Source organism: Profundibacterium mesophilum KAUST100406-0324 (assembly GCF_009835145.1).
Classification (GTDB): Bacteria; Pseudomonadota; Alphaproteobacteria; order Rhodobacterales; family Rhodobacteraceae; genus Profundibacterium; species Profundibacterium mesophilum.
The window spans coordinates 85,337-98,188 of record NZ_APKE01000026.1; the positions used below are offsets into that span (position 1 = coordinate 85,337).

General features: G+C 68.8%; 14 protein-coding genes. 9 read left to right on the plus strand and 5 right to left on the minus strand.

The window, feature by feature from the left end; genetic code table 11:
• Window positions 1-72 precede the first annotated feature (72 nt).
• The 3 genes from PMES_RS16720 to PMES_RS11315 all read right to left on the minus strand — a co-directional run bounded on the left by PMES_RS16720 (window position 73) and on the right by PMES_RS11315 (window position 2,047).
• Entirely contained in the window at window positions 73-792 is a 720-nt protein-coding gene (locus PMES_RS16720) for a hypothetical protein (RefSeq protein WP_159965797.1), read from the minus strand.
• A 109-nt stretch (window positions 793-901) separates the two neighbouring features.
• On the minus strand, window positions 902-1,639 hold the full coding sequence (locus PMES_RS11310; protein WP_159965798.1) for a Bax inhibitor-1/YccA family protein: 738 nt from the start codon (window positions 1,637-1,639) through the stop codon (window positions 902-904).
• A 186-nt stretch (window positions 1,640-1,825) separates the two neighbouring features.
• A complete protein-coding gene (locus tag PMES_RS11315) occupies window positions 1,826-2,047 on the minus strand; it encodes a DUF1127 domain-containing protein (RefSeq protein WP_159965799.1) in 222 nt (73 codons plus the stop codon).
• A 118-nt stretch (window positions 2,048-2,165) separates the two neighbouring features.
• Between PMES_RS11315 and PMES_RS11320 the strand changes: the two genes are divergently transcribed.
• Window positions 2,166-3,023, plus strand: coding sequence for a LysR family transcriptional regulator (locus PMES_RS11320; RefSeq protein WP_159965800.1), 858 nt, complete (start codon window positions 2,166-2,168; stop codon window positions 3,021-3,023).
• Between the two features lie 12 nt (window positions 3,024-3,035).
• Here PMES_RS11320 and PMES_RS11325 read toward each other — a convergent pair whose 3' ends face one another.
• Window positions 3,036-4,004, minus strand: a complete 969-nt coding sequence (locus tag PMES_RS11325; protein ID WP_159965801.1) for an NADPH:quinone oxidoreductase family protein — start codon at window positions 4,002-4,004, stop codon at window positions 3,036-3,038.
• A 230-nt stretch (window positions 4,005-4,234) separates the two neighbouring features.
• Between PMES_RS11325 and PMES_RS11330 the strand changes: the two genes are divergently transcribed.
• From PMES_RS11330 to PMES_RS11350, 5 genes are all read left to right on the plus strand, one after another.
• Window positions 4,235-4,603, plus strand: a complete 369-nt coding sequence (locus tag PMES_RS11330; protein ID WP_159965802.1) for a helix-turn-helix domain-containing protein — start codon at window positions 4,235-4,237, stop codon at window positions 4,601-4,603.
• A gap of 167 nt (window positions 4,604-4,770) precedes the next feature.
• Window positions 4,771-5,565 carry an inositol monophosphatase family protein gene (locus PMES_RS11335; RefSeq protein ID WP_236549789.1) on the plus strand — a complete coding sequence of 265 codons (795 nt, stop codon included), beginning with the start codon at window positions 4,771-4,773 and terminating at the stop codon, window positions 5,563-5,565.
• Between the two features lie 74 nt (window positions 5,566-5,639).
• Window positions 5,640-6,938 carry an 8-oxoguanine deaminase gene (locus PMES_RS11340; protein ID WP_159965870.1) on the plus strand — a complete coding sequence of 433 codons (1,299 nt, stop codon included), beginning with the start codon at window positions 5,640-5,642 and terminating at the stop codon, window positions 6,936-6,938.
• A 132-nt stretch (window positions 6,939-7,070) separates the two neighbouring features.
• Complete coding sequence (locus tag PMES_RS11345; RefSeq protein WP_159965804.1) at window positions 7,071-7,976, plus strand: SDR family oxidoreductase; 906 nt, start codon at window positions 7,071-7,073, stop codon at window positions 7,974-7,976.
• Window positions 7,973-8,521 carry a CAP domain-containing protein gene (locus tag PMES_RS11350; protein WP_159965805.1) on the plus strand — a complete coding sequence of 183 codons (549 nt, stop codon included), beginning with the start codon at window positions 7,973-7,975 and terminating at the stop codon, window positions 8,519-8,521. Before PMES_RS11345 ends, PMES_RS11350 begins: the two co-directional genes overlap by 4 nt.
• Here the strand turns inward: PMES_RS11350 and guaD are convergent.
• Complete coding sequence (gene guaD, locus PMES_RS11355; RefSeq protein ID WP_159965806.1) at window positions 8,518-9,834, minus strand: guanine deaminase; 1,317 nt, start codon at window positions 9,832-9,834, stop codon at window positions 8,518-8,520. The two genes, PMES_RS11350 and guaD, sit on opposite strands and share 4 nt — an antisense overlap.
• Before the next feature lie 133 nt (window positions 9,835-9,967).
• Here guaD and mgtE point away from each other — a divergent pair, with 133 nt between their 5' ends.
• The 3 genes from mgtE to PMES_RS11370 are packed head-to-tail and all read left to right on the plus strand — an operon-like array spanning window position 9,968 to window position 12,787.
• Window positions 9,968-11,359, plus strand: a complete 1,392-nt coding sequence (gene mgtE, locus PMES_RS11360) for a magnesium transporter (protein WP_159965807.1) — start codon at window positions 9,968-9,970, stop codon at window positions 11,357-11,359.
• Window positions 11,356-11,922, plus strand: a complete 567-nt coding sequence (locus PMES_RS11365; RefSeq protein WP_159965808.1) for a 5-formyltetrahydrofolate cyclo-ligase — start codon at window positions 11,356-11,358, stop codon at window positions 11,920-11,922. Before mgtE ends, PMES_RS11365 begins: the two co-directional genes overlap by 4 nt.
• 52 nt (window positions 11,923-11,974) lie before the next feature.
• A complete protein-coding gene (locus PMES_RS11370) occupies window positions 11,975-12,787 on the plus strand; it encodes a TIGR00282 family metallophosphoesterase (protein WP_159965809.1) in 813 nt (270 codons plus the stop codon).
• The last annotated feature ends 65 nt before the right edge of the window (window positions 12,788-12,852 follow it).

Below are 12,852 nucleotides of genomic sequence, written 5' to 3' on the forward strand. Positions count from 1 at the left end.
GCGGCCCTTTCGGTGTCCAGAAGGGAGGGCTTGGCGATCGGCCCCGTGTGGCCCCGCTCGGCCCCGTGCGGCTCAGGCGGCGAGAAGCAGGAGGGCGTAGCCTGCCCCGCCCGCCACGAAAGGCAGGAAGCGGCTCTCGCGCTCCTCCGGCAGTTCCTCCTTGAGCACGTTGAGCACGACGCCGCCCGCGAGGAAGGCGAAGAGCATTCCGATCCACAGCTCAGGCAGATGCGTCAGCATCCCGAGCGTCCATCCTCCCAGCACGGCCGCCGCGAGAACCCAGCGCGCGACGTGGTCGTAGCGCGCCTTGTGATCGTCCCTGAGGCCGAAATCACTGGTCACGAAATGCAGCGCCATGGCGACCCCGTAGACGAGCAGCGGGACGATGCCGGGGGTCTCGCGATGCACCAGAAGATAGCCGATGATCACGTTGTAGACCGCGAAACTGCCGATATGGAGCCAGAACGCCCCGGCCCCCGGTGCGCCGTCATGGCTGCGGCGCGGGGCGGTCTTCATCCAGCGCTCCAGCCCGTAGAAGGCCGCGAGGCCGATCAGTGCGAGCGTGTAGACGGCCTCCTCGGCATGCAGCTCGTCAAGCTCGAGCGTTTCGGCGAAGGTCGAGGCGTTGGCGCTCAACTCCGGCAGGATATGCAGGAAGACATAGGCGACGGCGACACCTCCGGCGGCGGAAAGCCATCGCGATCGCGGCGTGTGTTCCAGAAAGCGCAGCATGCCGATGAAGATATGGACGAGAGCGAAGAGAAGGGCGAAGGTCAGGCTGAGAACTGTCATGCGGGGCAAACTGTCTGTCCCGCCACCCGGTTCCCGACCCCGCGAACGCGAAAAAGGGCCGGCAATGCCGACCCTTTCCCTTGTAGCGACTGGCCTGTGCTGGACCGCGTTACTCGCGGTTGCCCATGAACTGCAGCAGGAACATGAACATGTTGATGAAATCGAGATAGAGGTTCAGCGCCCCCATGATCGCCGACTTGGCGAGCCATTCATCGTCCATGCGCGCGGCATGCTGGATGTAGTCGTTCTTGATCCGCTGCGTGTCATAGGCGGTCAGGCCCGCGAAGATCAGCACGCCGAGGATCGAGATGGCGAACATCATCGCCGGGGAGGCGAGGAAGATGTTCACGATCGAGGCGACCACGAGGCCGATGACGCCCATGATCAGGAAGGAGCCCCATCCGGAGATGTCCTTCTTGGTGGTGTAGCCCCAGAGCGACAGGCCCGCGAAGGCAATCGAGGTCACCAGGAAGGTCTGCGCGATCGAGTAGCCGGTGAAGGCCGCGAAGATCCATGCCATCGACAGGCCCATCACGGCGGCGAAGGCATAGAAGAAAAGCTGTGCCCCGGATGCGGAGAGCCGGTTGATCGCGGCGCCGAAGGCAAAGACCATGATCAGCGGCGCGAACATCGCCACCCAGCCCAGGATGTTGGGCTGCAGCGTCGCGGGATCGCGGAAGATGGCCAGCAGGGCGGGCGTGGACCCGACGGCCCAGGCCACGCCGGCCGTGACCAGCATGCCCACCGACATGGTGCCGTAGACCTTGTTCATATGGGCCCGAAGGCCCTCGTCGATCGCAGCCGAGCGGGCGCCGGTACCGGCACGGATCGTCTGATAGTCAGCCATTAGTCGCCTCCTTGAAACCATCGGCTGTGCCCGACCAGCGGGCATCGCCTCTTTGCTAGGGAATATCGTGAACTCCCCGGCATTATTCAAGATCCGCAGGCATCATGTCATCAGCAAAAGACCGAGCGCGACACCATGACAGGGCAGGGGGGCGATGCCCCGCGCCATCTGGCGGGGCATGGGGGCTCAGAGCGGCAGGTCCCAGAAGGGGCGGCGGGCCTCGTGCCGGGCCTGTGCCCGGTTGAGCCCCAGATCGGCGAGCCGGTCGGCGGGGAGGGCGGCGAGCTGACGCCGCTGGCGCGCCACACTGGCCGATTGGCTCAGAAGGCCGAGCAGGACGGTCAGGGAGGGCGTGCGAAGGGACAGCGTGCGAAGGAACGGGGCGCGGGGCGCGGTGGTAAGGCTCATGTCATTTTCCGAATCGTGATGCGTTGTCTGAATTTCATTCGTTTCGACGATCCTCTTGCCTTGCCTAGGTGAATAGGTAAAACGAATGCTTGATGCCTCGACGATCAAGGTTTGTGATATGACGCGAAATCTCGACATGACCGCCCTGCGCTCTTTCGTGGCTGTTGCCGATACGGGCGGCGTCACGCGGGCGGCCGGCTTCCTGAACCTGACCCAATCGGCGGTCTCGATGCAGCTCAAGCGTCTCGAGGACAACCTCGGGATCAGCCTGCTCGACCGCACCGCGCGGGCGGTGGCGCTGACGACGGCGGGCGAGCAGCTGCTCAGCTACGCGCGCCGGATGCTGGTGCTCAACGACGAGGTCATGACGCGGATGACCGATACCGCCTTCGAGGGCGAGGTGGTGCTCGGCGTGCCGAGCGACATCGTCTACCCGGCCATCCCGCGCATCCTGAACCGTTTTGCGGTGGAGTTTCCACGGATGCGGGTGCAGCTTGTCTCCTCGAACACGAACCGCCTCAAGGCAATGTTCGCGCGCGGGGAATGCGACTTCATCCTGACGACCGAGGGCGGCTGCGGGCCCGGGGGGCGCACCCTCGTCACCCTGCCCCTCGTCTGGGTGGGGGCGCGAGGCGGCAATGCGCACAAGGCCCGCCCGCTCAGGCTCGCCTTCGGCACGCATTGCATCTTTCGCCGGGGCGCGCAGTTGGCGCTCGACGAGGCGGACATCCCCTGGGAGACGGCGGCGCAATCCGATACGGATCGTGCGATCGAGGCGACGGTGGTGGCCGATCTTGCGGTGACCGCGCTCCTCGAGGGAACCGAGCCGCGCTATACCGAGCCCGTGCCGGCTGCGGCGGGCCTGCCGGCGCTGATCAACCAGAACATCAACCTTTACCGCGCGGGCGGCGCCCGGGGGCCGGCGGCCGATGCCTTTGCCGACCTGGTCGCGCAGCAATACGCGCTGTGCGGGTGAGGGCGGGCGGCGTCATTCAGTCCCGCAGGTGACGACGACCTTGCCGACCGCCCGCCGGCTGCGCAGCAACTCGAGCCCCTCGCCGGCCCGCGCCAGGGGCAGGACATCGCCGACATGCGGGCGCAGGCGATCCTGCGCATACCATTCGAAGAGGGTCGCGAGGCTGCCGTCGAGCAGCGCGGGCGCGAAGGTCGCGTAGCCGCCCCAGTAGAAGCCTTCGACGGTCACGTTCTTGACCAGCAGGTGGTTCGCCTTGATCTGCGGCACGGTGCCGCTGGCAAAGCCGATCGCCAGTATGCGGGCCTCCGGCCGGCAGGCGCGCAGGGCCGCATCGAAAAGGGCGCCGCCCACCGGGTCGTAGACGACATCCGCCCCGCCAAGCGCCAGGACCGCTTCGCGCAGATCCTCGGTCTCGCTCTCGATCAGGTGATCCGCCCCGGCACGGCGGGCGATCTCGAGCTTGTCACGGCCGCGGGCACAGGCGATGACGCGCGCGCCCAGCGCCTTGCCGACCTCCACTGCCGTCAGGCCCACGCCGCCCGCCGCCCCGAGCACCAGCAGCGTCTCGCCGGGCGCCAGCCGGGCGCGCCGCGTCAGGGCGAGATGCGAGGTTCCATAGGCGACCATGAAGCCGGCGGCATCGGTGAAGGGCATGCCAGCGGGCAGGGGAATGCAGCGTTCGGCGGGGACATTCGCGCGCTCTGCGAGCCCGCCCGCTCCGGCAAAGACGGCGACCCGGGACCCGATCGGTGGGGCCTCGGCGCCCGGACCATGCGCGATCACGGTCCCGGCGAATTCCATGCCCAGCGTGACGGGCAGGGGGCGGCGCTCCTGGTACTGTCCCTTGCTTTGCAGCAAATCGGCGAAATTCAGCCCGCATGCCTCGACTGCAAGCTGAACCTCGCCGATGGCCGGCGCGTCGATAGCGATATCATGCAACCTTGGCGGTGCGTCATGCGCTGTGACCTGGAAGGCTTTCATGCGAGTTTACTCCGCTTTTACGGCAATGCTGATCATGAATTGCCTGATTGGCAAGCGCGCCGCTACAAATTAACACTGTTCGAAAGCCTTGATTTACCTTCGGGGAATGCCATCATAGCGTGTATACAATGACGCCTTATGGGTGAGTAAGACGAACCTGACGATAAGTTTAGGTTGCACTGCGAGGGGTCGAGTCCGCATCTTCAGCGGCACTGAACAGGAAGCGTATGATGAAACATCCAGTGGACGTTCATGTCGGCAAGCGCGTGCGTCACCGCCGTTGGACTATCGGCATGACCCAGCAGCAACTGGCAGAACGTGTCGGAATCAAATTCCAGCAGATCCAGAAATACGAGACCGGGACGAACCGCGTCAGCGCCTCGCGCCTGTGGGACATCGCCGAGGCGCTCGATGTTCCGGTCGCCTTCTTCTTCGAGGGGATGGAGGACAAGGCCGTGGCCACCGACGAGAGGGGGCTGCCGAAAGACATCCTCGCCGACAAGGAGGCGCTCGAGCTCGTCCGCTCCTATTACGCGATCCCCGAGGCCCAGAGACGGCGCCTCTTCGAGCTTGCGCGGGTGCTCAGCGACGTCGCCTGACCCGGTCCTCGGCATGGCCCGTCCGCATGGGCTGTTCCGGCGAGGCGGGCATGCCAGGGCGTGACGGGTGCCGCCGGCCATCGCGCGCCGCCGGCTTGACCCGGCGGGCGGGCGATCCTAGCAGTGGCGGCCAGAAGCAGGCCATCGAAGGGGACCCCGTGCGCCAGATCGACACCGACACGCTCGCCGATCTCGAGGCGGTGGCCCACGCGGTGGCCGATGCTGCCCGCCCCGCCACCTTGCGCCATTTCAGAAGCGACGCGCTCGACGTGTCCAACAAGCGCGTCGGCGGGTTCGACCCGGTGACCGAGGGCGACCGCGCGGCGGAGACGGCCATGCGGGCGGTGCTGGGCGAGTGGCGCCCGCAGGATGCGATCCTTGGCGAGGAATTCGGCCACAGCGACGGGCAGAGCGGATTGTGCTGGGTACTCGATCCGATCGACGGCACCCGCGCCTATCTGTGCGGGGCGCCGACCTGGGGGGTGCTGGTCGCGGTGGGCGGTGACGAGGGACCGGTGCTCGGCCTGATCGACCAGCCCTTCACGAAGGAGCGGTTCTTCGGCGGTCCGGGCGGTGCCTTCTGGGATGGGCCGCTCGGGCGGCGGCGTCTGCGCACGCGTCCTCCGCGCGGCCTGGACGAGGCGATCGTCCTGAGCACCTTTCCCGAGATCGGCACGGAGGAGGAGCATGCGGCCTTCACCGCCGTCTCGCGCGCGGCGAAGCTCACGCGCTACGGGCTCGACTGCTACGGCTACGCGCTGCTTGCGGCGGGGCAGGTCGACCTGGTGATCGAGGCGGGGCTGCAATCCTACGACATTCATGGGCCGATGGCCGTGATCGAGGCGGCCGGCGGCGTCGTCACGACCTGGGATGGCGGCCCCGCGCGTCACGGCGGGCGCATCGTCGCGGCGGCCAATCTTGAGATCCACGCCGCCGCCTGCGCACGCCTGGCGGGGGGGTGAACCCGGCCCTCGAAGCTGCGCCGCTCGGCGGCCGCGGCGCCGTCCTGCTGCGCGGTGCGGCGCTGATCGTGACGATGGACGCGCAGCGGCGCGAGATCGTGGATGGCGACATCGTGATCCACGGCGGATGCATCGTCCATGTCGGCGCGCCGGTGCCGGTCGCGTCCGGCACGCAGGTGATCGATGCCCGTGGATGCCTCGTCACGCCCGGCCTCGTGAACACCCATCACCATCTTTACCAGAGCATGACCCGCGCCGTTCCGGGCGCGCAGGACGCGTTGCTTTTCGGCTGGCTGGAGACGCTCTACCCGATCTGGGCACGGATGGGGCCCGCGGAGATGCGTGTCTCGGCGATGGCCGGCCTTGCCGAGCTGGCCCTGTCGGGCTGCAGCACCAGTTCGGATCACCTCTACCTCTATCCCAACGGCGCAAGGCTCGACGACACGATCGAGGCGGCGCGCGAGATCGGGTTGCGCTTCCATCCCACCCGGGGCGCGATGTCGATCGGGCGCAGCGCCGGCGGTCTTCCTCCCGACAGCCTCGTGGAGCGCGAAGCGGCGATCCTCGAGGATTGCATCAGGGTGATCGACGCCTTCCATGACAGCGCCGAGGGCGCGATGCTGCGGGTCGGGATTGCCCCGTGCTCGCCCTTCTCGGTCAGCCGCGAGCTGATGCGCGACGCGGCCATCCTGGCGCGCGACAAGGGGGTGCGGCTGCACACGCATTTGGCCGAGAACGAGGAGGATGTCGCTTATTCCCTCGAAAGGTTCGGGTGCCGTCCGGGGCAATACGCGCAGGATCTCGGCTGGACAGGGCCCGATGTGTGGCACGCGCATTGCGTCAGGCTCGACCCTGCGGAGATCGCCCTTTTCGCCCGGACCGGGACATGCGTCGCCCATTGCCCCTGTTCCAATTGCCGGCTGGGATCGGGCATCGCGCCGGTGCGGGCCATGCGCGATGCGGGGATCGGCGTGGGCCTGGGCGTCGACGGCTCGGCGAGCAACGATCAGGGCAACCTGCTTGCCGAGGCGCGCCAGGCGATGCTGCTGCAGCGGGCCGTGTCCGGCGCCGCCGCGATGAGCGCGCGGGAAGCGCTCGAGATCGCGACCCTCGGCGGCGCCGCCGCGCTGGGCCGGACCGATATCGGACGGATCGAGGCGGGCGCGCGGGGCGACGTCGCGGTCTGGGACATGCAGGGCATCGAGGCGGCGGGGAGCTGGGACCTGGCGGCGCTGCTGCTGGCCGGACCCATGCGGGTGCGCGACCTGCTGGTGGAAGGGCGCCCGATCGTGGCCGAGGGCACCCTTGTCAGCACCCCGCTCGCGCCGATCATCGACGCGCAGCGCCGCATGGCGCGGGCCCTCGCGGGCTAGGCCGCGCGGTATATCAACGAGGCTCGGGAACCGTGCCCCCCGGCGCGCGCGTTTGACAGGGAAGACCGGTCCGAGGCCCCGTGCCGCGGCACGGCATCCCGTTTCCAATCGCGATTCCGATGGAGAAAAGACATGTCAGGCAAGACCCGTAACCAGTGGGAAATGCGCGATCCGCGCGACCAGTATCCCCAACCCCCCTTTCCCGAGCAGCCGCAGCCCAAGCCCGGCGAGGCCCGCCGGATGGAGCCGCAGCCCGATCACGGCGAGGAAAGCTATGTCGGCCTCGGCCGTCTGAAGGGCCGGCACGCGCTCATCACCGGGGGCGATAGCGGGATCGGCCGCGCCGCGGCCATCGCCTATGTGCGCGAAGGCGCCAGCGTGGTGATCAACTACCTGCCCGACGAGCAGGCCGATGCCGACGAGGTGATCGAGCTTCTGCGCAAGGAGGGCGGCACGATCCATGCCATGCCCGGCGATCTGAAGGACGAGGCGTTCTGCGAGAAGCTGGTGGCCGACAGCGCCGAGAAGCTCGGCGGGCTCGACATCGTGGTGAACAACGCCGGCAAGCAGGTCAGCCAGCCCTCGATCCTCGACATCACCACCGAGCAGTTCGTCGACACGTTCCGCACCAATGTCTTCGCGATGTTCTGGATCTGCAAGGCGGCGCTGCCGCTGATGCCGCCCGGCGGCAGCATCATCAACGTCTCCTCGGTGCAGGGCTACAAGCCATCGGCGAACCTGCTCGACTACGCTTCGACGAAGGGCGCGATCCTGAACTTCACCAAGGCATTGGCGGAGCAGGCGATCGAGCACGGCGTGCGCGTCAACGCGGTCGCGCCGGGTCCCTTCTGGACGGTGCTCCAGCCCTCCGGCGGCCAGCCGCAGGAGAAGGTCCAGCATTTCGGCGAGGGCCATCCGATGGGTCGGCCCGGGCAGCCTGCCGAGATCGCCTCGGCCTTCGTGTTCCTGGCCAGCCAGGAAGGCGGTTACATGGTCGGGGAGACGATCGGCGTGGCGGGCGGAAACCCCGCCGAATGAGTGCGGGCGGCACCATGCGCCGCGCGGCAGGCCTCGGCCTTGCCCTGCTCGCCGCCGGCTGCGCCGCACCGTCCGTGCGGACAACGGCGCCGGGCATGGCGCCGGTGGCCGTGCAGCCGGCCACGGCGCGCGACGATGCCGCCCCGGCCCTCGCCGCCATCCGCCGCGCGGCCGGGCACGGTGCCCTGCGCCGCGACGACCGGCTCGACGCGGCCGCCCGGGGCCATGCGCTCTACATGCAGCGCAGCGGGCGCATGGGTCATGACGGGCAGGGCGGCAGCGGCCCGATGGAGCGGGTGAGGGGGCAGGGGCTGCTGGCCTGCTTTGCCGCCGAGAACGTCGCCGAGGGCTATGGCGACCTGCCGCGCGTCTTGCGGGCCTGGATGGCCTCGCCGGGACACCGGGCCAACATTCTCGACCCCCGCGCGACGCTGTTCGGCATGGCACGGGCGGGTGATTACTGGACGATGCTGACCGCCGCGCCCTGCCCGCAAGGGGCGGTCCTCTCGCCGACGGACGGAGCGGTCATCCTGCCCCGGCGCTAGGTCTTCCGATCCGGAGCCGCGGCGCCCGCATCGTGCCGGGTGCCGCCCACCCAGACACCGGCGATCGCGCGGTCGTCGCCCATCATGATGGTCGGAAAGAGCGCCTCCCACGGATCCTCGGCGCGGCGTGCGCGCTGGGCGATCGCCGGGGTGGAGGCGAGGTCGAGCGCCACGATATCCGCCATGCTGCCCGCCGCGAGCGTGCCGATCTCCGCTTCCGCGCGCAATGCCCGCGCCGAGCCTTCGGTCGCCAGCCACAGGAGCTGCGCGGGGTGGAGCGCGGTGCCGGCAAGCTGCCCGATCTCGTAGGCGGCGGCCATGCTGCGCAGCATCGAGAAGGACGAGCCGCCGCCGGTATCGGTGGCGAGCGCCAGTCTCTGCCCCTCCCGTGCCCGCGCCGCCAGATCGAAGATCCCCGAGCCGATGAACGTGTTCGATGTCGGGCAATGGACGAGGGCCGCGCCGGTCTCGCGCAGCCTGTCGCGCTCGCGCGGCTCGAGATGGATCGCGTGGCCATAGAGCCCGTTCGCCCCCAGGAGCCCGTGCATCTCGTAGGTGTCGAGATAATCGCGCGCCTCGGGGTAGAGCTGGCGCACCCAGGCCACCTCGTCGACCTGCTCGCTCAGATGCGTCTGCATCAGGCAGTCGGTATGCGCGGCCCAGAGCGCGCCCAGCGCCTCGAGCTGCGCGCCGCTCGAGGTGGGCGAGAAGCGCGGGGTGATGGCATAGCGCGCGCGTCCCTTGCCGTGCCAGCGCATCAGCAAGGCGAGGCTGTCGTCATAAGCCGATTGCGCGCTGTCGCGCAGGGTCTCGGGGGCGTTGCGATCCATGCAGGTCTTGCCCGCCACCACGGCCATGCCGCGCGCCTCGGCCGCCTCGAAGAAGGCGTCGACGCTGGCGGGATGGATGGTGCAGAAACTGGTGAGGCTGGTCGTGCCATGCGCAAGGGCGAGATCCAGCGTGCGGCCGGCGATCTCGGCGGCATAGGCGGGATCGGCGAATTTGGCCTCCTCGGGGAAAGTGTAGGTCTCGAGCCAGTCGATGAGCCGCTTGCCCCAGCTCGCGATCATCGCCGTCTGCGGGTAATGCATATGCGCGTCGACGAAACCGGGTAGCAGCAGCGCCGCCCCCATGTCCGTGCACCGGGCGCGTGGATGGGCGGCGCGCAGCGCGTCCGCATCACCGGTTTGAACGATGCGGCCGGCCTCGACGGCGATCGCGCCCCTGCGCACATGGCGCGCGGCGGCCCATGGTTCGGGCCCGAAAGGGTCGTCCTCGAAGATCAGCAATTGGCCGAGGATCAGGTCGGTCATTCGGGCGGGCTCCTTCGTGCGGCTGGACGGCGCCACGTTAAAGCGCGCCGCACCGCAGGTAAATCCGGGCTGCCACTGGCAGAGGTCACGGGTGTGACCTATTGTCCGCCAAACATTGCCAAGGAGGCGCGACATGGCCGAGCACGACGTGATCGACGAGCATCTCGAGGACGATCAGGGCGACGCCTACGGGCTCGATGCGCGCACCGTCCGGGCGATCCGCGAGGCCGCCGAGGCGGGGGATGCGGCCGCGCTGACCGCGCTGATGGAGCCGCTGCACCCCGCCGACATCGCCGACGTGCTCGAGCAGATGGACCGCGAGCCGCGCGACCGGCTGATCGCGCTCTACGGGCATGAATTCGACGGCGATATCCTGTCGGAGCTCGAGGAGAGCGTGCGCGAGGAGGTCATCGCCACCCTTGCGCCCGACGTGCTGACAGATGCCGTGCGTGAGCTTGAATCCGATGATGTCGTCGACCTGATCGAGGATCTCGACGAAGCCCAGCGAAGCGAGATCCTGGACGCGCTGGGCGCCGCGGACAGGTTGGCGGTCGAACAGGCGCTCAGCTTCCCCGAATACTCCGCCGGCCGCCTGATGCAGCGCGAGGTGGTCACGGCCCCCGCCCACTGGACGGTGGGGGACGCGATCGACTTCATGCGGGCCAAGGAGGATCTCCCGGACCAGTTCTACCATATCGTCCTCGTCGATCCGCGCCATCAGCCGGTCGCCTACGTGACGCTCGGCAAGGTCATGTCCTCGCGCCGCGACATCGCGCTGATGGACCTGGCGGAGCCGAGTTTCAGGACCATCCCCGTCACCCAGGACGAGGAGGACGTGGCCTACGCCTTCAACCAGTATCACCTGATCTCGGCGCCTGTCGTTGACGAGGACGGGCGCCTCGTCGGGGTCATCACCATCGACGACGCGATGGCGGTGCTCAGCGAGGAAAACGAGGAGGACCTTCTGCGCCTCGCCGGTGTCGGCGACGAGAGCCTGAGCGACAGGACGCTCCAGATCGCCCGGCAACGCTTTCCCTGGCTCTTCGTCAACCTGCTCACCGCGATCCTGGCGAGCATCGTCATCGCCCAGTTCGAGGATGTGCTGGCCGCCATCGTCGCGCTCGCCGTGCTGATGCCGATCGTCGCCTCGATGGGGGGCAATGCCGGCACCCAGTCGCTGACCGTCGCCGTGCGCTCGCTGGCCACGCGCGATCTGACCGGGGCGAACGCGCTGCGGGTCATCCGGCGCGAGATCACGGCCGGGCTCATCAACGGCTGCATCTTCGCGGTGATCATGGGCGTCGTCGGCGTCGTCTGGTTCGGCACGCCGATGCTCGGCATCGTGCTCGGGGCGGCGATGATCATCAACATGGTCGTGGCGGGCCTCGCCGGCATCCTCGTGCCGCTCACCCTCGAGAAGGTCGGCGTCGATCCGGCGCTGGCCTCGGGGGCCTTCGTGACCACGGTCACCGACATCGTCGGCTTCTTCGCCTTCCTGGGGCTCGCCGCGTTGCTCCTGTTATGAGCCGCGAGGAAGAGAAGGCGGCCCTGCGCGCAATCTGCGCCGCCCGCCGCGCCGAGGCCCATGCGGCCGCCCCCGCCGGTGCAGGGGTCGCGGCGCTGGGCACGCTCCTTGCGCGTCAGAAGGGGCGGGTCATGTCGGGCTACCTGCCGATCCGCGACGAGATCGATCCGCGCGGCGCGATGGCGCTGGCCGTCCGGCACAGCGCCGTCGGCGTTCCGGTCATCGAGGCCGCGCGCCGCCCCTTGCGTTTCCGCGAATGGACACCGGACGCGGCGCTGGTCCCAGGCCCGTTCGGGGTGATGATCCCGCAGGCGGGCGAGTGGCTCGTGCCCGAGGTGCTCGTTCTGCCGCTGCTCGCCTTCGATGCGCAGGGCAACCGGCTGGGCTATGGCGGGGGGTATTACGACCGCACCCTGGCGGTCCTGCGACGGGCCGGGCCGGTGATCGCGATCGGCTTTGCCTATGCCGCGCAGCAGGTCGATCGCGTGCCGGCGGAGCCGACCGATCAGCCGCTCGACATGATCGTGACCGAGGCGGGTGTGCTTGTGGCGGGCGCGGCATGAGCGCCGCGGCACCCGCTTGTCATCGGGGGCATCGATGGCTTAGGGCTTCGTCATGAGGCTTCTTTTTCTCGGTGACGTGATGGGCCGCGCGGGGCGCGCCGCCATCACGCGGACATTGCCGGCGCTGCGCGACGAGCTGCGGCTCGATTTCGTCGTGGTCAACGGCGAGAACGCGACCGGTGGCGCGGGACTGTCCGGCGCGCATGCCAGGCTCCTGCTCGATGCGGGGGCCGATGTGCTGACGCTCGGGGACCATGCCTTCGATCAGAAGGACATGCTGCAGGTCTGCGCGAGCGAGCCGCGCATCATCCGGCCGCTGAACTTCTCCAAGTCGGCCCCGGGACGGGGGGCGCATGTCTTCGACGTGCCCGGCGGGCGCAAGATCCTCGTGGCCCAGGTTTTGGGACAGGTCTTCATGAAACGTCCCTTCGACGATCCCTTCTCGGCGATCGACAGGGTGTTGAACGCCGCGCCGCTCGGCCGGCAGGTGAACGCCGCCCTCGTCGACATCCATTGCGAGGCGACATCCGAGAAGATGGGCATGGGGCATTTTTGCGACGGGCGCGCCAGCGTGGTCGTCGGCACGCATACCCATGTGCCCACGGCGGACGCGATGATCCTGCCGGGCGGGACCGCCTTCCAGAGCGATGCGGGCATGTGCGGCGACTACAATTCGGTCATCGGAATGCAGAAGGACGAGCCGCTGCGCCGCTTCGTCACCGGCATGCCGAAGGCGCGCTTCGAGCCCGCGCGGGGAGAGGCGACGCTGTCGGGCCTGCTGGTGGAGACCGATGATGCGACGGGGCGCGCCGTCTCGGTGCGCATGTTCCGCCGCGGCGGACTTCTCGAGCCCGTGGGCGCATGAACCCACCGATGCGCTTGTGCCGGCGGCGCCGCGCGCTAAGCTGTCCAGCGGCGCCCGCGCGGGGT

Excerpts from the sequence above, each read along its gene's own strand:
- PMES_RS11325 (WP_159965801.1), bottom strand. The coding sequence starts at position 4,004 with ATGAAAGCCTTCCAGGTCACAGCGCATGACGCACCGCCAAGGTTGCAT.
- PMES_RS11340 (WP_159965870.1), top strand. The coding sequence starts at position 5,640 with ATGGACGCGCAGCGGCGCGAGATCGTGGATGGCGACATCGTGATCCAC.
- mgtE (WP_159965807.1), top strand. The coding sequence starts at position 9,968 with ATGGCCGAGCACGACGTGATCGACGAGCATCTCGAGGACGATCAGGGC.
- PMES_RS11345 (WP_159965804.1), top strand. The coding sequence starts at position 7,071 with ATGTCAGGCAAGACCCGTAACCAGTGGGAAATGCGCGATCCGCGCGAC.
- PMES_RS16720 (WP_159965797.1), bottom strand. The coding sequence starts at position 792 with ATGACAGTTCTCAGCCTGACCTTCGCCCTTCTCTTCGCTCTCGTCCAT.
- PMES_RS11320 (WP_159965800.1), top strand. The coding sequence starts at position 2,166 with ATGACGCGAAATCTCGACATGACCGCCCTGCGCTCTTTCGTGGCTGTT.
- PMES_RS11315 (WP_159965799.1), bottom strand. The coding sequence starts at position 2,047 with ATGAGCCTTACCACCGCGCCCCGCGCCCCGTTCCTTCGCACGCTGTCC.
- PMES_RS11370 (WP_159965809.1), top strand. The coding sequence starts at position 11,975 with ATGAGGCTTCTTTTTCTCGGTGACGTGATGGGCCGCGCGGGGCGCGCC.
- guaD (WP_159965806.1), bottom strand. The coding sequence starts at position 9,834 with ATGACCGACCTGATCCTCGGCCAATTGCTGATCTTCGAGGACGACCCT.
- PMES_RS11365 (WP_159965808.1), top strand. The coding sequence starts at position 11,356 with ATGAGCCGCGAGGAAGAGAAGGCGGCCCTGCGCGCAATCTGCGCCGCC.
- PMES_RS11350 (WP_159965805.1), top strand. The coding sequence starts at position 7,973 with ATGAGTGCGGGCGGCACCATGCGCCGCGCGGCAGGCCTCGGCCTTGCC.
- PMES_RS11310 (WP_159965798.1), bottom strand. The coding sequence starts at position 1,639 with ATGGCTGACTATCAGACGATCCGTGCCGGTACCGGCGCCCGCTCGGCT.
- PMES_RS11330 (WP_159965802.1), top strand. The coding sequence starts at position 4,235 with ATGAAACATCCAGTGGACGTTCATGTCGGCAAGCGCGTGCGTCACCGC.